General features: G+C 57.1%; 18 protein-coding genes and 1 pseudogene. 15 read left to right on the top strand and 4 right to left on the bottom strand.

All coding sequences use genetic code 11. From position 1 onward, the window contains the following. The first annotated feature begins 177 nt into the window (after positions 1 to 177). The 5 genes from phnL to phnP are packed head-to-tail and all read left to right on the top strand — an operon-like array spanning position 178 to position 3,749. On the top strand, positions 178 to 858 hold the full coding sequence (gene phnL, locus BV390_RS11450; RefSeq protein ID WP_032689892.1) for a phosphonate C-P lyase system protein PhnL: 681 nt from the start codon (positions 178 to 180) through the stop codon (positions 856 to 858). Further along, positions 855 to 1,991 (top strand): alpha-D-ribose 1-methylphosphonate 5-triphosphate diphosphatase, encoded by a 1,137-nt coding sequence (gene phnM, locus BV390_RS11445; protein WP_032697119.1) that lies wholly within the window; start codon positions 855 to 857, stop codon positions 1,989 to 1,991. The genes phnL and phnM overlap by 4 nt, the downstream gene beginning before the upstream one ends. Further along, on the top strand, positions 1,991 to 2,560 hold the full coding sequence (gene phnN, locus BV390_RS11440) for a ribose 1,5-bisphosphokinase (protein WP_032697118.1): 570 nt from the start codon (positions 1,991 to 1,993) through the stop codon (positions 2,558 to 2,560). The genes phnM and phnN overlap by 1 nt, the downstream gene beginning before the upstream one ends. Next, positions 2,547 to 2,981, top strand: coding sequence for an aminoalkylphosphonate N-acetyltransferase (gene phnO / locus BV390_RS11435; RefSeq protein WP_032689895.1), 435 nt, complete (start codon positions 2,547 to 2,549; stop codon positions 2,979 to 2,981). The genes phnN and phnO overlap by 14 nt, the downstream gene beginning before the upstream one ends. Before the next feature lie 9 nt (positions 2,982 to 2,990). Further along, positions 2,991 to 3,749 carry a phosphonate metabolism protein PhnP gene (gene phnP / locus BV390_RS11430; protein WP_064384652.1) on the top strand — a complete coding sequence of 253 codons (759 nt, stop codon included), beginning with the start codon at positions 2,991 to 2,993 and terminating at the stop codon, positions 3,747 to 3,749. A 70-nt stretch (positions 3,750 to 3,819) separates the two neighbouring features. Here the strand turns inward: phnP and yjdP are convergent, their stop codons facing one another. After that, the gene (gene yjdP, locus BV390_RS11425; RefSeq protein ID WP_032689899.1) at positions 3,820 to 4,155 is read right to left on the bottom strand and encodes a DDRRRQL repeat protein YjdP; all 336 of its coding nucleotides are present in this window, start codon (positions 4,153 to 4,155) and stop codon (positions 3,820 to 3,822) included. 69 nt (positions 4,156 to 4,224) lie between these two features. Beyond that, complete coding sequence (gene rpiB, locus BV390_RS11420) at positions 4,225 to 4,674, bottom strand: bifunctional allose-6-phosphate isomerase/ribose-5-phosphate isomerase RpiB (RefSeq protein ID WP_032689900.1); 450 nt, start codon at positions 4,672 to 4,674, stop codon at positions 4,225 to 4,227. Positions 4,675 to 5,034: 360 nt separating this feature from the next. Between rpiB and BV390_RS11415 the strand changes: the two genes are divergently transcribed. From BV390_RS11415 to alsK, 6 genes are all read left to right on the top strand, one after another. Further along, positions 5,035 to 5,922, top strand: a complete 888-nt coding sequence (locus tag BV390_RS11415) for a MurR/RpiR family transcriptional regulator (RefSeq protein WP_004856567.1) — start codon at positions 5,035 to 5,037, stop codon at positions 5,920 to 5,922. Between the two features lie 65 nt (positions 5,923 to 5,987). Next, positions 5,988 to 6,923 carry a D-allose transporter substrate-binding protein gene (gene alsB / locus BV390_RS11410; protein ID WP_032697117.1) on the top strand — a complete coding sequence of 312 codons (936 nt, stop codon included), beginning with the start codon at positions 5,988 to 5,990 and terminating at the stop codon, positions 6,921 to 6,923. Between the two features lie 76 nt (positions 6,924 to 6,999). Then, the gene (alsA, locus tag BV390_RS11405) at positions 7,000 to 8,532 is read left to right on the top strand and encodes a D-allose ABC transporter ATP-binding protein AlsA (protein ID WP_032689902.1); all 1,533 of its coding nucleotides are present in this window, start codon (positions 7,000 to 7,002) and stop codon (positions 8,530 to 8,532) included. Continuing rightward, positions 8,511 to 9,491 (top strand): D-allose ABC transporter permease, encoded by a 981-nt coding sequence (gene alsC / locus BV390_RS11400; protein WP_004856559.1) that lies wholly within the window; start codon positions 8,511 to 8,513, stop codon positions 9,489 to 9,491. Before alsA ends, alsC begins: the two co-directional genes overlap by 22 nt. Before the next feature lie 10 nt (positions 9,492 to 9,501). After that, a complete protein-coding gene (gene alsE, locus BV390_RS11395) occupies positions 9,502 to 10,197 on the top strand; it encodes a D-allulose 6-phosphate 3-epimerase (protein WP_032689903.1) in 696 nt (231 codons plus the stop codon). Further along, positions 10,181 to 11,128, top strand: coding sequence for an allose kinase (gene alsK / locus BV390_RS11390; RefSeq protein ID WP_032698370.1), 948 nt, complete (start codon positions 10,181 to 10,183; stop codon positions 11,126 to 11,128). The genes alsE and alsK overlap by 17 nt, the downstream gene beginning before the upstream one ends. On the opposite strand, the gene BV390_RS11385 is transcribed toward alsK, so the two are convergent. Beyond that, positions 11,040 to 13,646, bottom strand: coding sequence for an ATP-binding protein (locus BV390_RS11385; RefSeq protein ID WP_064793406.1), 2,607 nt, complete (start codon positions 13,644 to 13,646; stop codon positions 11,040 to 11,042). The two genes, alsK and BV390_RS11385, sit on opposite strands and share 89 nt — an antisense overlap. A 185-nt stretch (positions 13,647 to 13,831) precedes the next feature. On the opposite strand from BV390_RS11385, the gene BV390_RS11380 reads away from it, so the two are divergent. From BV390_RS11380 to BV390_RS11370, 3 genes are read left to right on the top strand one after another with little or no spacing between them, the layout of a single operon-like run. Beyond that, the gene (locus BV390_RS11380) at positions 13,832 to 15,352 is read left to right on the top strand and encodes a sugar ABC transporter ATP-binding protein (RefSeq protein WP_064793405.1); all 1,521 of its coding nucleotides are present in this window, start codon (positions 13,832 to 13,834) and stop codon (positions 15,350 to 15,352) included. Then, positions 15,349 to 16,350 (top strand): ABC transporter permease subunit, encoded by a 1,002-nt coding sequence (locus BV390_RS11375; RefSeq protein ID WP_032689906.1) that lies wholly within the window; start codon positions 15,349 to 15,351, stop codon positions 16,348 to 16,350. Before BV390_RS11380 ends, BV390_RS11375 begins: the two co-directional genes overlap by 4 nt. A gap of 31 nt (positions 16,351 to 16,381) precedes the next feature. Beyond that, positions 16,382 to 17,323, top strand: a complete 942-nt coding sequence (locus BV390_RS11370; protein WP_032689907.1) for an ABC transporter substrate-binding protein — start codon at positions 16,382 to 16,384, stop codon at positions 17,321 to 17,323. 37 nt (positions 17,324 to 17,360) lie between these two features. Here the strand turns inward: BV390_RS11370 and BV390_RS11365 are convergent, their stop codons facing one another. Next, a complete protein-coding gene (locus tag BV390_RS11365) occupies positions 17,361 to 18,089 on the bottom strand; it encodes a response regulator (protein WP_015585352.1) in 729 nt (242 codons plus the stop codon). A 273-nt stretch (positions 18,090 to 18,362) separates the two neighbouring features. On the opposite strand from BV390_RS11365, the pseudogene BV390_RS11360 reads away from it, so the two are divergent. Then, positions 18,363 to 18,586: pseudogene (locus tag BV390_RS11360) on the top strand (formate dehydrogenase subunit alpha); the annotation flags it as partial.

Here is an 18,586-nt window from a genome sequence, read left to right as displayed (position 1 = left end):
GCCGGGTAAGGCCGTGAACACAGCGCCCCAGGCCGGGTAAGGCCAATGAACACAGCGCCCCCAGGCCGGGTTAGGCCCACGAACGCAGCGCCCACAGGCCGGGTAAGGCCAATGAACACAGCACCGTAGGCCGGGTAAGGCGAAGCCGCCACCCGGCACCCAAACCACGAGGCCAAAATGATTCACGTTGAAAATGTCAGTAAGACCTTTGTACTCCACCAGCAAAACGGCGTGCGTCTGCCGGTGCTGCAGAATGCCTCTCTGGAGGTCAGCAATGGCGAATGCGTGGTGCTGCACGGCCATTCCGGCAGCGGCAAATCCACCCTGCTGCGTTCGCTGTATGCCAACTACCTGCCGGACACCGGCCATATCCATATCCGCCACGGCGACGAATGGGTTGACCTGGTCAACGCCTCGCCGCGTAAAGTGCTGGAAGTCCGCAAGCGCACCATCGGCTGGGTCAGCCAGTTTCTGCGCGTCATCCCGCGCATCTCGGCTCTCGAAGTGGTGATGCAACCGCTGCTCGACCTCGGCATTGCGCGCGATACCTGCGCTTCGCAGGCTGCCCGCCTGCTGACGCGTCTGAACGTTCCGGAACGGTTATGGCATCTGGCGCCGTCCACATTTTCCGGCGGGGAACAGCAGCGGGTCAATATCGCCCGCGGTTTCGCGGTGGACTACCCGATTTTACTGCTTGATGAGCCGACCGCCTCGCTGGACGCCAGAAACAGCGCCGCCGTAGTGGAACTGATTAACGAAGCCAAAGCGCGCGGCGCGGCTATCGTCGGCATTTTCCATGATGAAACGGTCCGCAATCAGGTCGCCGACCGACTGCACCCGATGGGAATAACAGCATGATTATCAATAATGTAAATCTGGTTCTCGAAGACGAAGTGGTGCACGGGTCGCTGGAAGTGCAGGAGGGCAGCATTTACGCCTTTGCCGAAAGTCAGAGCCAGCTGCCGCAGGCGCTCGACGGCGAAGACGGCTGGCTGCTGCCCGGGCTGATTGAGCTGCATACCGATAATCTGGACAAATTCTTTACTCCGCGCCCGAAAGTCGACTGGCCCGCCCACTCGGCGATGAGCAGCCACGATGCGCTGATGGTCGCCAGCGGTATCACCACCGTTCTGGATGCGGTCGCCATCGGCGACGTACGCGACGGCGGCGATCGCCTGGAGAATCTGGAAAAGATGATCAACGCCATCGAGGAGACGCAGAAACGGGGCATCAACCGCGCCGAACATCGCCTGCATTTACGCTGTGAACTGCCGCACCACACCACGCTGCCGCTGTTTGAAAAGCTGGTAGACCGTGAACCCGTCACCCTGGTTTCGCTGATGGACCACTCGCCCGGTCAGCGTCAGTTCGCCAATCGCGAGAAGTATCGCGAGTATTACCAGGGCAAATATCAGCTAACTCATGAGCAGATGCTGCGCTATGAAGAAGAGCAGATCGCGCTGGCGGCAACCTGGTCCCACGCCAACCGTCGGTCCATCGCCGCGCTGTGTCGCGATCGCCGTATTGCGCTCGCCAGCCACGACGACGCCACCGCGGAGCATGTCCTCGAATCCCATCAGCTTGGCAGCGTGATCGCCGAGTTTCCCACGACGTTAGCCGCCGCCGAGGCGTCACGTCGCCACGGTATGAACGTATTGATGGGCGCCCCCAATATCGTGCGCGGCGGTTCGCACTCCGGCAACGTCGCGGCCCATCAGCTGGCGGCCAGCAACCTGCTCGATATTCTGTCGTCAGACTATTATCCCGCCAGCCTGCTCGATGCGGCGTTCCGCATCGCGGACGACCACGACAACGCCTTCTCGCTGCCGCAGGCCATTCGTCTGGTCAGCAAAAATCCGGCCCAGGCTCTGGGATTAGACGACCGCGGGGTGATCGCGGAAGGTAAGCGTGCCGATATGGTGCTGGCGCACCGTCGCGGCGAACACGTCCATATTGACCACGTCTGGCGTCAAGGAAAGAGGGTCTTCTGATGAGCGGAAAATTGATTTGGCTGGTGGGTGCCTCAGGCTCCGGAAAAGATAGCCTGCTGGCGGCCTTACGCCAGCGCGAAAATGCCCAGCTGCTGGTGGCGCATCGCTATATTACGCGCCCGTTCAACGCCGGCAGCGAAAATCATATTGCGCTCAGCAAGCAGGAGTTTTTCAACCGCGCCGAGCGCCAGCTGTTCGCCCTGAGCTGGCATGCCAATAACAATTACTACGGAATTGGTATCGAAATTGACCTGTGGCTGCACGCCGGTTTTGACGTGGTGGCCAATGGCTCCCGCGCCCATCTGCCGCAGGCCCGGGCGCGCTACGCTGACGCCCTGCTACCCATCTGCCTGCAGGTCACGCCGGAGGTGCTACGCCAGCGCCTGCAACAACGCGGGCGAGAGAGCGAAGCGGAGATCGCCCTGCGCCTGGAGCGTGCGGCGCGCTATGCCCCTTCCGACTGTCTGACGTTGAACAACAACGGCAGCCTCGGGCAATCCGTCGACCAGTTCCTCACGCTGCTGCGCCGCCACTACGCCCGACAAGAGAATCAACATGCCTACCTGTGAACTCCGGGCCCCGACTCTGGACGACGTCGATGCCGTATATGCGTTAATTTGCGAATTAAAGCAGAAAGCGTACGATCGCCGCCATTTCACCGCCGGATTTGCCATGAACCTGCAAAATCCAACCCTGCGCTATCAGCTGGCGCAGGTGGAGGGAGAGACGGTCGGGCTGATTGGGCTACAGTTGCAGTTTCCGCTTAATTTCAACGCCTGGATCGGGGAAGTGCAGGAACTGGTGGTGCTGCCGCAGAGACGCGGCCTGCACGTCGGCCAGGCGCTGCTGGCATGGGCGGAGCAGGAAGCCCGCGAACACGGCGCGCAAATGGTGGAGCTCTCCAGCGGCAAAGCCCGCCCCGACGCCCACCGTTTCTATCTCCGTGAAGGGTATACGCAAAGCCATCTGCGTTTTAAAAAAGCGCTGTGAGGAGGAAGTATGGGCCTGACTATTCGCTTAACCGGCACCGGCGGCGCCCAGCTGGTTCCAGTCTTCGGCTGCGACTGCGCAGCCTGTCAGCGTGCGCGCAGCGATGAGGCGCATCGTCGGCGCCCCTGTAGCGCGGTCGTGACCTTCAATGACGCCGTGACGCTGCTGGATGCCGGGCTGCCCGACCTGATGGACCAGTGGCCCGCCGGCCAGTTTCAGCAGTTTTTACTTACCCACTATCATATGGATCATGTTCAGGGATTATTCCCGCTGCGCTGGGGCGTCGGCGCGCCGATTCCGGTGTTTGGACCGCCGGACCCTGAAGGTTGCGATGACCTGTTTAAACACCCCGGCCTGCTGGACTTCAGCCATACCGTTGAGCCGTTTGTGGTGTTTACCTTGCAGGGGATGCGGGTGACGCCGCTACCGCTCAATCACTCGAAGCTGACCTACGGCTATCTGCTGGAATCGGCGCACAGCCGGGTAGCCTGGTTGTCGGATACCGCCGGATTACCGGAAAAAACGCTCAAATTCTTACTGAATAACCAGCCGCAGGCGATCGTGATCGACTGCAGCCATGAGCCGCGCCCGCAGCCTCCGCGCAACCACTGCGATTTGAATACGGTACGCGCCATCAACCAGGTACTGGCCTGCCCGCGGGTCATTCTGACTCATATCAGCCACCGGTTTGATCTCTGGATGATGGAGCATCCCTTGCCGCCGGGATTTGAGGCCGGCTATGACGGTATGGAGATCGTGCTGGATTAATCTTTAACCCGGGTAAGCGCTATCGTCACCCGGTCAGCATCGTGTCGCCACGGCCAGAAACGCAGCACGGTTAATCGTCGTCATCCAGTCGCCGCTGGTCGTTCTCCAGCTGCCGGCGATCCTGATCCAACTGGCGCTGGCGATCGTCGAGCTGACGGCGACGATCCTCTATCTGTCGTTGCCGATCGTCATACTGCCGCTGGCGATCGGTGCTTTGTTGGCGGCTGCCCTGGTAACGTCCGTCATCATAGCGGTCGTCGTCATCAGAGCGGTTATCGCCGGGGTTGTAGGCATCATTAATCGCCTGCTGAATATTACCGATTGCGTCGTCAATAATATCAGCGCGCGCCAGCTGGCTACTCAGCGACAGCGTGCAGAGGATTAAAGCGGTAAAGTAACGTTTCATAGAGCCAGTCTCTTCGGGGGGCTGGCCCTACGTTAATCAACGGTCGTGGCGGCGAGTAGCGGAGGAATCTCAAATCCGCGGCTGTTCAAGCGCGGTAATCGCATCAATTCGCGTCTGATGACGTCCGCCTTCATACTCGCTCCCCAACCAGGCATCGACAATCATTTTCGCCAGCTCAAGACCTATCACGCGCGCGCCGAAGGCCAGCACATTGGTATTATTATGTTGCCGCGATAGCTGGGCCGAATAGGGTTCACTGCACACCACCGCGCGAATGCCGGGGTATTTATTGGCGGTGATGGAGATCCCGACGCCGGTGCCGCAGATCAGGATCCCCCCCTCGGCTTCGCCTGTCAGAATGGCCTGCGCGACAGCGCTGGCATAACGGGGATAATCGGTACGCTCAGGTGACCATGTTCCCTTATCCAGCACCTCGATCCCCCGCAGCCGGAGATGCGCCATAATATCGTTTTTAAGGATAAACCCGACGTGATCACAGCCAATTGCAATCCTTTTCATACTTAACCTCGCCTGTTCTTACTTTACGAACATAGATGGAGTTGTGATTTAAACCGGAAAAACTGGCGCAATAATCGTCAAAAATCCGGTCTGACGTGCCCTTTCTACATCGCGAAAATTCACAAATCAAGCGAGAAAAATAGCCAGCTCATATTACCCATCGTCTTAAATCTTACGGGTAAAGATGAAAAATACTTGTTTTATAAATAGTTAATCAAAAAATGGCCATTCTCAAAATCGCCAACACTTTACAAAAACCAAAACTTTATAAAAATTATATTTTTGTGAAGTTGATTGTATCTTTTCTGTTTTGCCTGTGGTGATATAGTGACGTCTTCACTTTATGGACAAGAGAAAGCGATGAGTCAGTCAGAATCCAGTTCGCTCCCCAACGGTATCGGCCTCGCCCCCTGGCTACGCATGAAGCAGGAAGGAATGACCGAAAACGAAAGCCGAATCGTCGAATGGTTGCTTAAACCTGGCAATCTGAGCGACGCTCCCGCCATTAAAGATGTGGCGGAAGCGCTGTCGGTTTCCGAAGCAATGATCGTTAAGGTCTCCAAACTGCTCGGTTTTAGCGGTTTTCGTAACCTGCGTAGCGCCCTGGTGGAGTATTTTTCTCAATCTGAACAGGTCCTTCCGGCAGAGCTCTCCTTTGATGAAGCACCTCAGGACGTGGTGAATAAGGTTTTTAATATTACCCTGCGTACCATTATGGAAGGTCAGTCGATCGTTAATGTCGACGAAATTCATCGCGCGGCACGTTTCTTCGCCCAGGCCAACCAGCGCGATCTGTACGGTGCCGGTGGATCAAATGCCATCTGCGCCGATGTGCAGCATAAGTTTTTACGTATCGGCGTGCGCTGCCAGACATATCCGGATGCGCATATCATGATGATGTCCGCCTCGTTATTGAAAAAAGGCGACGTCGTGCTGGTAGTCACCCATTCCGGGCGCACCAGCGATATTAAATCGGCAGTAGAACTGGCAAAGAAGAACGGCGCTAAAATTATCTGTATTACCCATAGTTACCATTCACCGATTGCTAAATTAGCTGATTTTATTATTTGCTCGCCAGCACCAGAAACTCCTCTATTAGGGAGAAACGCCTCAGCGCGTATTTTACAACTTACATTATTAGATGCTTTTTTTGTTTCGGTAGCCCAACAAAATATTGAACAGGCCACTTTAAACATGCAAAAAACCGGCGCCATTGTTGATTTCTTTTCACCAGGAGCGCTGAAGTAAATAATAAACACCGATCCCACTACGGTGGGATCAATATTACTGTATCCTACACCGAGAACACTGTTATGAATAAATACCTGAAAATTTTCAGCGGCGCGGCTATGGGCGTAATGTTATCTACCAGCGCTTTTGCCGCCGCCGATTACGCTGTGGTATTAAAAACATTATCGAATCCTTTCTGGGTTGATATGAAAAAAGGTATTGAAGATGAGGCTAAAACGCTGGGAGTCAGCGTCGATATTTTTGCCTCGCCTTCGGAAGGGGATTTTCAATCACAGCTTCAGCTCTTCGAAGACTTAAGCAATAAGAACTATAAAGGCATCGCTTTCGCCCCTCTCTCATCGGTCAACCTGGTGATGCCCGTGGCGAAAGCCTGGAAGAAAGGGATTTATCTGGTCAATCTCGATGAAAAAATCGATATGGATAACCTGAAGAAGGCAGGCGGTAACGTGGAAGGTTTCGTCACCACGGACAACGTCGCAGTGGGGGCAAAAGGGGCCGATTTTATTATCGAGAAACTGGGAGCTGAGGGCGGCGACGTTGCCATCATCGAGGGTAAAGCGGGGAACGCGTCGGGCGAAGCCCGTCGTAACGGTGCGACGGAGGCATTCAAAAAAGCCACTCAGATCAAGCTTGTTGCCAGCCAACCAGCCGACTGGGATCGCATTAAGGCGCTCGATGTTGCCACTAATGTGCTACAGCGGAACCCTAACCTGAAAGCCTTTTACTGCGCGAATGACACCATGGCAATGGGCGTTGCCCAGGCCGTAGCCAACGCCGGGAAAAGCCAAACGGTTCTGGTGGTCGGCACTGACGGTATCCCTGAAGCGCGTAAAATGGTTGAAGCCGGTCAGATGACCGCAACGATTGCGCAAAACCCTGGCAATATCGGCGCGACGGGACTGAAAATGATGGTTGATGCCGAAAAAACCGGCAAGGTAATTGCACTGGATAAAACACCGGAATTCAAACTGGTGGATTCTATTCTGGTCACAAAATAATTTTCCCAGCAGCTAGCCCGATGTTCTCCCCTTACCCTCCTGACCTCAGGAGGGTAAAAATAAGTAAGGAGTTATTATGCTCACGCCATATATTTCAATGGCGGGGATCGGCAAATCATTTGGTCCGGTTCACGCATTAAAATCGGTCGATTTAACCGTTTACCCGCACGAAATACATGCGTTGCTAGGGGAAAATGGTGCCGGAAAATCAACGTTAATGAAAGTTTTGTCGGGAATACATGAACCGACCACAGGCACCATCACGGTGAATAACGTGAATTATGCCAGACTCGACCATAAATTAGCAGCCAGACTCGGTATCGGCATTATTTATCAAGAACTCAGCGTTATTGATGAATTAACCGTAATGGAAAATTTATATATCGGCCGCCATCTGACGAAAAAAGTCTGTGGCGTCAATATTATCGACTGGAAAGAGATGCGCATCAGAGCGGCAATGATGCTGCTGCGCATCGGATTAAAGGTCGATTTAGATGAGAAAGTCGCGAATCTGTCCATCAGCCATAAGCAGATGCTGGAAATCGCGAAAACACTGATGCTCGACGCCAAAGTGCTGATCATGGATGAACCTACCTCTTCGCTGACCAACAAAGAGGTGGACTACCTGTTCCTGATCATGAACCAGCTGCGTAAAGAGGGGACCGCCATCGTCTATATCTCGCACAAGCTGGCGGAGATACGCCGGATCTGCGACCGCTACACGGTGATGAAGGACGGTAGCAGCGTATGCAGTGGCATGGTCAGCGAGGTCAATAACGACGATATCGTACGTCTGATGGTCGGTCGTGAGTTGCAAAACCGCTTTAACGCGATGAAAGAGAACACCGGAAATATCGCGCGCGAAACGGTATTCGAGGTGAAAAATGTCACCAGCCGGGACAAGAAAAAGGTCCGCGATATCTCCTTTAGCGTCAATCGCGGTGAAATTCTCGGCTTTGCCGGTCTGGTGGGCTCCGGGCGTACCGAACTGATGGATTGTCTGTTTGGCGTTGATAAGCGCAGCAGCGGTGAAATCATCCTCAATGGTAAAGCGATTACCCCGCGTTCACCGCTGGATGCCTTAAAGAAAGGAATGGGTTACATCACGGAGAGTCGCCGGGACAACGGTTTCTTCGGCAATTTCTCCATTGCGCAAAACATGGCTGTCAGTCAGAGCCTGAAACACGGCGGCTATAAAGGGGCAATGGGGCTGTTCCATGAAGAGAACGAGCGTAAAACGGCGGAAGCGCAGCGTAAATTACTGGCGCTGAAGTGCCACTCTGTCGATCAGAGCATCACCGAACTTTCCGGCGGTAACCAACAAAAGGTCCTGATATCCAAATGGTTATGCTGCAACCCCGACGTCATTATTTTCGATGAGCCGACGCGCGGGATCGACGTCGGCGCGAAAGCCGAAATTTATAAAGTGATGCGCCAGCTGGCGGATGACGGAAAAGTCATTCTGATGGTGTCATCCGAGCTTCCTGAAATTATCGCCGTCTGTGACCGCATCGCCGTGTTCTGCGAAGGGCGGCTGACGAAAATTCTGACCAATCGCGACGACATGAGCGAAGAGGAGATTATGGTATGGGCACTGCCGCAAGAGTAAAAGGGGAGTCCGATGGCAAAAAGCCGTTCAACTTCGCACTGTTCTGGGATAAATACGGCACCTTTTTTATCCTCGCAATTATTGTCGCGATTTTCGGCTCGCTGTCGTCGGAATACTTTCTGACGACCAATAACATCACGCAAATATTTGTTCAGAGCTCGGTGACGGTGCTCATCGGAATGGGAGAATTCTTCGCTATTCTGGTAGCAGGCATCGACCTGTCGGTGGGGGCGATTCTGGCGCTTTCCGGCATGGTGACCGCCAAACTCATGCTGGCAGGAGTCGATCCATTCCTCGCGGCGCTGATTGGCGGCGTGCTGGTCGGCGGCGCGCTAGGCGCGATTAACGGCTGCCTGGTCAACTGGACCGGCTTGCACCCGTTCATTATTACCCTCGGCACTAACGCGATTTTTCGCGGTATCACCCTGGTTATCTCCGACGCCAACTCGGTCTATGGCTTCTCTTTCGAGTTCGTCAATTTCTTTGCCGCCAGCGTATTGGGGATCCCGGTACCGGTCATCTTCTCGCTTATTGTGGCCGTGATTCTATGGTTCCTGACCACCCGGATGCGGTTGGGCCGCAATATCTACGCCCTCGGCGGCAATAAAAACTCCGCCTTTTACTCTGGCATTGATGTCAAGTTCCACATGTTGCTGGTGTTCATTATCTCCGGCATCTGCGCCGGGCTGGCGGGGGTGGTCTCGACGGCACGTCTCGGCGCCGCGGAGCCTCTGGCCGGAATGGGCTTTGAAACCTACGCCATTGCCAGCGCCATTATCGGCGGCACCAGCTTCTTTGGTGGTAAGGGACGCATTTTTTCTGTGGTGATTGGCGGCCTGATCATCGGCACCATCAACAACGGCCTGAATATTCTCCAGGTACAAACCTACTACCAGCTGGTGGTGATGGGTGGATTAATTATCGCGGCTGTCGCCCTCGACCGTCTTATCAGTAAGTAAGGAATTTATGATGAAAATTTCCCCCTCTTTAATGTGTATGGACCTGCTGAAATTCAAAGAACAGATCGAGTTTATCGATCGGCATGCAGATTACTTCCACATCGACATCATGGACGGTCATTTTGTCCCTAACCTGACGCTATCGCCGTTTTTCGTCAGCCAGGTGAAGAAGCTGGCCAGTAAACCGCTGGACTGCCATCTGATGGTCACCCGGCCACAGGATTACATCAGCCAGCTGGCGCAGGCAGGCGCGGACTTTATCACCCTGCATCCGGAAACGATTAACGGTCAGGCTTTCCGCCTGATAGAGGAGATTCGTCGCCACGGCATGAAGGTCGGGCTCATTCTCAATCCGGAAACGCCGGTTGAAACGATGAAATATTACATCCACAAGGCGGACAAAATTACGGTGATGACCGTCGATCCGGGTTTCGCCGGCCAACCCTTTATTCCTGAAATGCTGGAGAAGATCGGCGAACTAAAAGCGTGGCGAGAACGAGAAGGACTGGCCTACGAGATTGAGATCGACGGCTCATGCAATAAAGCGACCTATCAAAAACTGATGGCGGCAGGCGCGGACGTCTTTATCGTCGGTACCTCCGGTCTGTTTAACCATGGCGACAATATTCACGACGCGTGGCAGGTCATGGCAGAGCAGATTCTGGCGGCCAAAAACGAGGTATTCCCTCATGCAAAAACAGCGTAAGGTCGTCGCAGGTGTGGACATGGGCGCAACCCATATCCGCTTTTGCCTGCAAACCGCGCAGGGCGAGACTCTGCATTGCGAGAAGCTGCGCACTGCTGAAGCGATCGCGCCTGACGGTCTGGTCAGCGGGATAACCATGTTGATTCAGCAGCAGCTTGACCGCTTTCAGGCCCGTTGCTGCGGCCTGGTGATGGGCTTTCCGGCATTGGTAAGCAGAGATAAACGGACGATTATCTCCACCCCCAACCTATCGTTACCGCCGGAAACCCTGCGTACGCTCGCCGATGAGCTGGAGCATTCGCTGGCCTGTCCGGTCGAATTTTCCCGCGATGTCAATCTTCAGCTCTCATTTGACGTGCAGGAAAATGGTTTGCAGGCGCAACAGGTGCTAGCCGCTTATCTCGGCACCGGCATGGGCTTCGCCATCTGGTTAAACGGCGGGCCGTGGACAGGCGCGCACGGCGTGGCGGGAGAGCTGGGTCATATCCCGCAGGGCGACAACGCGCTCATCTGCGGTTGCGGTAATCCCGGTTGTCTGGAAACCGTCTGCTCCGGCATCGCGCTCAAACGCTGGTATGAACAACAACCGCGCGACTATGCGCTGGATGAGCTGTTTTTGCACGCCGCTGAGGAGCCGTTTGTACAGGCTCTCCTGCACCACGCCGCCCGCGCAATCGCCACCAGCATCAACCTGTTCGACCCCGATGCAGTGATCCTCGGCGGCGGCGTGATGGACATGTCCGGCTTTCCACGCGAGGCGCTGCTCACCATGATCAAAGCGCATATTCGCCGCCCGTTGCCTTATCAGGCAGTGCAGTTTGTTGCCGCATCGTCCTCAACATTTAATGGTGCTCAAGGGGCTGCGGCACTGGCCCGCAGCCGTTATTTGCCACAACCTGTCGCAGCGCCTGCATCAGCTGTGTCCGACTGAAGGGTTTACGCAGCAGCTCGACGTCCGGCAGCGCAGGATTGTGCGCCGGACGCAGATCCTGGCCGCTGATCAGCAGCACCGCCACCGTCGGGAAACGGCGCTGGGTTTCGTTGATCACCTCGGCTCCGCTCAATCTGCCCGGCAGCATCAGGTCGCTAATCAGCAGCGCAATTTCCGTCGAAGCCTCAAGTAACTGCAGCGCCTGCTCCCCGTTCCCGGCCTCCAGGGTTAACCAGCCGAGCTGATGAAGCTGCTCACAAAGAGTCTGACGCACATCGGCCTCATCCTCCAGCACCAGCGCCAGCCGTTCACCGCTCACCGTCTGCTCTACTTCCGGTAACGTGCCGCCGCTCGGCGCCTGCACCGCCGCGCGCGGCAGCTGTAAACGCACCGTGGTCCCCTGGCCCGGCGCGCTCTCAATAGCCACCCGCCCGCCGGACTGGCGGACAAAACCATAGACCATCGACAGCCCCAGACCGCTGCCGCTGCCGGTCTGTTTGGTGGTAAAGAACGGTTCGAACACCTGGGCTTTGACCTCCTGTGACATCCCGCTACCGTGGTCAATCACCTCCAGCGCCACCATATCCTGCCGCCGCCCGTCGCTGCGGGCCACGCGCTGGTTCCAGGTGCGCAGCTTAATCACCCCTGAGCGCCCTTCCATTGCATCGCGAGCGTTCATCACCAGATTGATAATGGCGTTTTCCAGCTGGCCGATGTCAATCCACGCAGGCCACGCGGGTGACTGTGCCTCAATCTGCAGAGTCAGCGTCGTCGGCAGAGAATGGCGCATCAGTTCGCCCAGGTTCTCCAGCAGCGGTTTCATCGCCACGGCATTGGGGTGCAGCGACTGCTTACGCGAGAAGGCCAGCAGCCGCTGGGTGAGCAGCGCGCCGCGTTCTGCGGCTTTTCGCGCCCGGGAGATCCGCGGCACGTCCGCGTCCTGCGGCTGAACCAGTTCAAGACTGCCGATAATCACCGCCAGCAGGTTATTAAAATCATGCGCCAGACCGCCGGTCAGCTGGCCGACCGCTTTCATTTTCTGGCTGTGAACCAGCGCCTGCTCCAGCCCTTTGCGTTCGGTTCTGTCGAGTACCACGTTCACCAGCCCGCGCCCGGGAACCGGACTAAAGCGCAGCTCAATGGTACGATCGCCCGCCAGCTGTAGCTCCTGGGGTTTGGGTAGCGGACGGGACAGGTTGTCACGAATATGTTCCGCCAGCGGAGCGGCCTGGCCCAGCAGCTGCTGATAGTGAATACCGCGCTGCAGATCATTGGCCGCCAGCCCTAACAGCAGCGGATACTGCGGATTCCACACCACCAGCAGCCCCTGGTTATCAAACAGCGCGAAGCCGTCGCGCATGGCATGAAAGGTGGTCTCCAGCAGGGTACTTTTTTCTTTCAGCAGCTGGGAGGTATGGGCCAACGACGCGGTATTGCGGGCAAAGACGTTGAAGGCGCGCGCCAGCTCTCCCAGCTCATCGCGTCGCTGAAGCCCCGGGACAGAGACCTCCTGCTCGCCGTGGGCCAGACGCGACATCGCGCGGGAGATGGCGGTCAGACTGGAGCCGAGGTTACGGTAGATATACCAGCCGGCGAAGCCGGTTATCACCAGCGCCAGCAGCGCCGACAGTAAAATAAACATACTGATGGAACGTAGCTCCCGATGGCTCTGCGCCGCCCGCAGCTCAGACGCCTGCGCGACCCGGGCAACGTACTGATTAATATCGCTGTTGAGCAGCGCCACCAGCGCCTTGATGTGAAACATATACCAGCCGATGGCCAAATCGCTCTCCTCCAGCTGCGCCGAGAGCGGCTCCAGCCTGGCCAGCTCGCCGTTGAAATCCTGCAGAATCGCGGCCAGCGTAGGATCGCGGCTGGTCGTCGGCAGAAAACCTCGCACCTTATCCAGCTGCTGGACGATCGATCGCGGCGTCGAAGTATGGATGGCCGCAACGATCAGCCGATCCATCTCTGCCAGCGGCCGGGGATCGATCGCGTCTGCGCCATACCGATCGTTAAGATCCTGAATATGCCGGAGATAGCTCTGGTTCTGATACAGCGAGCTGAGCAGTTCATTACGCTGCAGATGACGACGCTGACCGCGTTCCAGCATGCCACCCACGCTCTGCTGCAGCTCATTGCTGCGGCGAATAATACTGGCCACCAGCGCCAGCTCCTGTTGCGCCAGCGGCGCGGCGGCGAGGTGAGAGAGGGAATATTTCAGGGCCTGCTGGGTCTCCAGCAGGCGTTCAGCTTCGCTTTTATACTCCAGCGCGCCGACCACCTGGGAGAGGCGAACCGCCGCGGTGGCAACGTTCGCGGTGTCGCGCGCCAGATTCATACTGCCGGTCATATCATCCAGCGTCTGCCGCTGCACCTGTTCTTGTAGCAGGCTGGCATGGCGAAAGCCCAGCAGCGCCACGCCGGCCACCATCAGCGTCACCGCCACCATCAGCAAATTAAACGACAGCAGACGCCCGCGAGCGCTGGTGAAAAACGGGTAGCGATGGGATGGCATGGTCAGCTCCACGATCTTTTTATTTATCCTGGCGGTTGCTGACCCGGACCGGGAGAGCCGCATCGCGTAATTGTGAGCCAGGTTAACTATTCATCAATATGACAAATATGAACGGCGTCTGACATTTTGTATTTATCGTCCTGTGGTGCACTGCGATTCTCGATCACACTCGCAGGAGAGCCGCCATGCAGGGGACACCGGTACTATCCATGCGCAATATTGCCAAAGCCTTTGGCAAGTTTTATGCGCTGAAAGGCGTCGATCTGACGGTCTGGCCCGGTGAGATCCACGCCTTAATGGGGGAGAACGGCGCCGGCAAAAGCACGTTGATGAAGATCCTCGCGGGAGCGTATACCGCTACCAGCGGCGAGATCCTGATCGACGGACGGCCGCACGCCATTAAAGGGCCAAAAGATGCGCTGGCCGCCGGGATCACGCTGATTTACCAGGAGATGCAGCTGGCGCCGAATTTAACCGTCGCTGAGAACATTTTCCTCGGCAGCGAGCTGGCGCGCGGCGGACTAGTACAGCGCAAAGAGATGATTCATCAGGCCCAGGCGGTGATAGATCGTCTCGGCGCTCAGTTTAAGGCCGGCGACCGGGTGATGACCCTGACCATTGCCGAACAGCAGCAGGTGGAGATCGCCCGCGCCCTGCATCGCAACAGCCGGGTCCTGGTAATGGACGAACCCACCGCCGCCCTCTCCTCCCGTGAGACCCAGCGCCTGTTTGAGCTGATTCTGCGTCTGCGCGACGAAGGGATGGCAATTATCTACATCAGCCACCGGATGGCGGAGGTTTATGAACTCTCCGACCGCGTCAGCGTATTGCGCGACGGCCAGTACGTCGGCAGCCTGACCCGCGACAAGCTCAACGCCTCCGAGCTGGTGCGCATGATGGTCGGCCGTCCGTTAAGCGACCTGTTCAATAAAGAGCGTGATATTCCACCCGGCCAGCCGCGCCTGCGGATACAGGATTTGACCGACGGCGGCAAAGTGAAAGCCAGCAGTCTGGTGGTACGAGCCGGGGAAATCGTCGGCCTGGCCGGTCTGGTCGGCGCCGGCCGCTCGGAACTGGCGCAGCTGATTTTCGGCGTGCGTCGGGCCACCGGCGGCGTCATCGAGATCGACGGCGAGCCGGTGGTCATTCACTCTCCGCGCGCAGCCATCGAGCTGGGAATCGGCTTTCTCACCGAAAATCGCAAGGAGCAGGGGCTGTTCCTCGAAATGGCGGCGCAGGAGAACATCACCATGGCCACCCTCGAACGGGATGCCCGCTGGGGCATGCTCAATCGCAAAAAGGCGCAGACCCTCTCCGACGATGCGATCTCCCTGCTCAATATTCGCGTACCGCACGCGCAGGTGCGGGCCGGCGGCCTTTCCGGCGGCAATCAGCAAAAGCTGCTGATCTCCCGCTGGGTCGCCATCGGTCCGCGCATTTTGCTGCTTGATGAACCGACGCGCGGCGTTGACGTCGGCGCCAAAAGCGAGATTTACCGCATCATGACCCAGATGGCGCGCCAGGGGGTGGCCATTCTGATGATCTCCAGCGAACTCCCCGAAGTGGTCGGCATGAGCGACCGGGTGTACGTCATGCGCGAAGGCAGCATCGCCGGCGAACTCCAGGCCGGCGACATCAGCCAGGAAAGCATTATGACGCTGGCCACCGGCGTAAACGACTCTCACCTTAAGGCGGTATCACCATGACAACACAGAAAGAGACCGCCGCGCAGCCGGTGGCAAAATCGGTATCGGCGAAGAAAATCCTGATGGGCGATCTGCTACAAACGGTCGGTATCCTGCCGATTTTAATCCTGATTGTGGCGGTATTTGGCTTTATCGCCCCCAATTTCTTTACCGAAAGCAATCTGTTGAATATTACCCGTCAGGCGTCGATCAACATCGTGCTCGCCGCCGGGATGACCTTCATCATTTTGACCGGGGGGATCGATCTGTCCGTCGGCTCGATTCTCGGCACGACCGCGGTGGCGGCCATGGTGGTATCGCTGACCCCGGAGCTGTCGCTGCTGTCGATTCCGGCGGCGCTGATGCTCGGCCTGCTGCTCGGTTTGTTTAACGGTGCGCTGGTCGCCTTCGCCGGGCTACCGCCGTTTATCGTCACGCTCGGGACCTATACGGCCCTGCGCGGGGCCGCCTATCTGCTGGCCGACGGCACCACGGTGATTAACTCCGATATCAGCTTCGAATGGATCGGCAACGATTACCTCGGGCCAGTTCCGTGGCTGGTGGTGATCGCGCTGCTGGTGGTGGCGGTGTGCTGGTTCATTCTGCGCCGTACCACCCTCGGCGTTCATATCTACGCCGTGGGCGGCAATATGCAGGCGGCAAGGCTCACGGGGATCAAAGTGTGGCTGGTGCTGCTGTTCGTTTACGGCATGAGCGGCTTGCTCTCCGGGCTGGGCGGCGTCATGAGCGCCTCGCGGCTGTACAGCGCCAACGGCAACCTCGGCGTAGGTTATGAGCTGGATGCCATCGCCGCCGTTATTCTCGGCGGGACCAGCTTCGTTGGCGGCATCGGCACTATCACCGGCACGCTAGTGGGGGCGCTGATTATCGCCACGCTCAATAACGGTATGACGCTGATGGGCGTCTCCTATTTCTGGCAACTGGTGATCAAAGGGGCGGTGATCATCATTGCGGTGCTGATCGACAAATACCGTACCCGACACCATCAAAGTGCATAACAACAATACCCTACAGACAGAGGAAAACAGCATGCGTTTGAAACCCATAGTAACCGCACTCTGTGCCGGCGCGCTGCTTGCCGCAGCGCCCTTTACCCAGGCCAAAGAGCTGAAATCAATCGGCGTCACGGTGGGGGATTTAGCCAACCCGTTCTTTGTACAAATCACCAAAGGCGCGGAGCTGGAAGCCCGTAAGCTGGCCGGAGACAATGTGAAAGTGACGCTGGTCTCCAGCGGTTACGATCTGGGTCAGCAGGTGGCGCAGATCGATAACTTTATTGCCGCCAAAGTCGACATGATTATCCTCAACGCCGCCGACTCAAAAGGGATTGGCCCGGCGGTAAAACGCGCGAAAGATGCCGGGATCGTGGTGGTTGCGGTGGACGTGGCCGCCGAAGGCGCCAATGCCACTATCACCTCTGATAACACTCAGGCGGGAGAAATGGCCTGTAAATACATCACCGACCGCCTGAAAGGCAAAGGGAATGTGGTGATTATCAACGGGCCGCCGGTTTCTGCCGTGCAGAATCGCGTTGAAGGCTGCCAGGCCGAGTTTGCACGCCACCCGGATATCAAAGTGCTCTCCTACAACCAGAACGCGAAAGGCAGCCGTGAGGGGGGTCTGGAAATTATGACCTCACTGCTGGCCGCGAATCCGAAGATCGATGGCGTCTTTGCCATCAACGATCCGACCGCGATTGGTGCCGATCTGGCGGCAAAACAGGCGCAACGTCATGAGTTCTTTATCGTTGGCGTCGACGGCAGTCCGGACGGTGAAGAGGCGTTGAAACGTAAAAACTCGCTGTTTGTGGCGACGCCGGCGCAGGACCCGCAGGTGATGGCGGCGAAAGCGGTCGAGATCGGTTATGACATTCTGCAGGGTAAACCGGCCCCGTCCGCACCGGTGCTGATCCCGGTGACCCTGATCGATAAAAACAATATCGGTAGTTACAAAGGCTGGACCGTGAAGTAAGAGCACTATCTCCCCGCTGGCCCCGCGTCTGCCGGGGCTACGCCGCCCTGTCGCCGTGGATAACATCTGCGGCGAACACATAGCCCAGACCGCGCAGGGTTTTGATCAGCGTCGGCTGATGCGGATTCGGTTCGATTTTGCGCCGCAGGCGCATGATCAGCACGTCAATCGTCCGGTCAAAGACTTCGGTGCTTTCGCTATGGGTCAGAGCCAACAGCTGCTCACGGTTAAGCACCCGGCGGGCGTTTTGCGCCAGCGCCAGCAGCAGGCTGTACTCTCCCTGGGTCAGCGGCACCGCTTGCTGTTGCGAGTTAAACAACTCGCAGCGAAACGTATCCAGCCGCCAGCCGTTAAAGAGCAATCCCGTGCCGCCGCTCGCGCCTTCAGCGCCCAGCGCGCCGCTACGCCTGAGCACCGCCTTCACCCGCGCCACCACCACCCGGGAGTTAAACGGCTTGGCAATATAATCATCGGCGCCCATTTCCAGCCCTACCACTACGTCGGATTCGCTGCCGAGGCCGGTCAGCATCACGACCGGTAAATCAGGTCGGCTGCGCTGCAGCTGTTGCAGTACCAGCAGCCCGTTGGTGTCAGGGAGAATCATATCCAGCAGCACCAGCGAGATATCCGTCCGCTGGGCCGCCACCGCCAGCGCATCGCTGCCGGTCTGGCACAGCAGCACGTCAAAAACATGCGCGCTGAGCACATCGCTAAGCAGCTCGCCAATCGCGCTGTCGTCATCCACAACCAAAATGACCGGTTTCATTACTTGCCTCTGCCCGCACGGAACGATCTCTGTCTGATTAATTCAGCAAAGCCCCCACGACAAATCCATTACCGGATCGCGTTTCTTCAATCCATGTCACATCTCACCTCCCTTCGACACGTCAAAACTGACGACGCCCTGCTTTTCGTCAGCATTTAGCCCAAAAAATCGACGTATCATCAGTCAATACCCACAATGAAAACATGGCATAGAAGATGCATATTGACGGCGTGATAGCGCATATGCGCCCATTGATCAACTGGAGCAAGACCGATGAAAAAAGTCGTCACGGTTTGCCCGTATTGCGCATCAGGTTGCAAAATCAACCTGGTGGTCGATAACGGCAAAATCGTCCGGGCTGAGGCGGCACAGGGGAAAACCAACCAGGGAACCCTGTGCCTGAAAGGCTATTATGGCTGGGATTTCATTAACGATACCCAGATCCTCACCCCGCGCCTGAAAACCCCTATGATCCGCCGTCAGCGTGGCGGCAAACT

This window comes from Klebsiella sp. YJ, from assembly GCF_002108615.1.
Taxonomy (GTDB): domain Bacteria; phylum Pseudomonadota; class Gammaproteobacteria; order Enterobacterales; family Enterobacteriaceae; genus Klebsiella; species Klebsiella planticola.
Note: the sequence above shows the minus strand (reverse complement) of the source record. Positions and strands in the feature narration are given on the sequence as shown.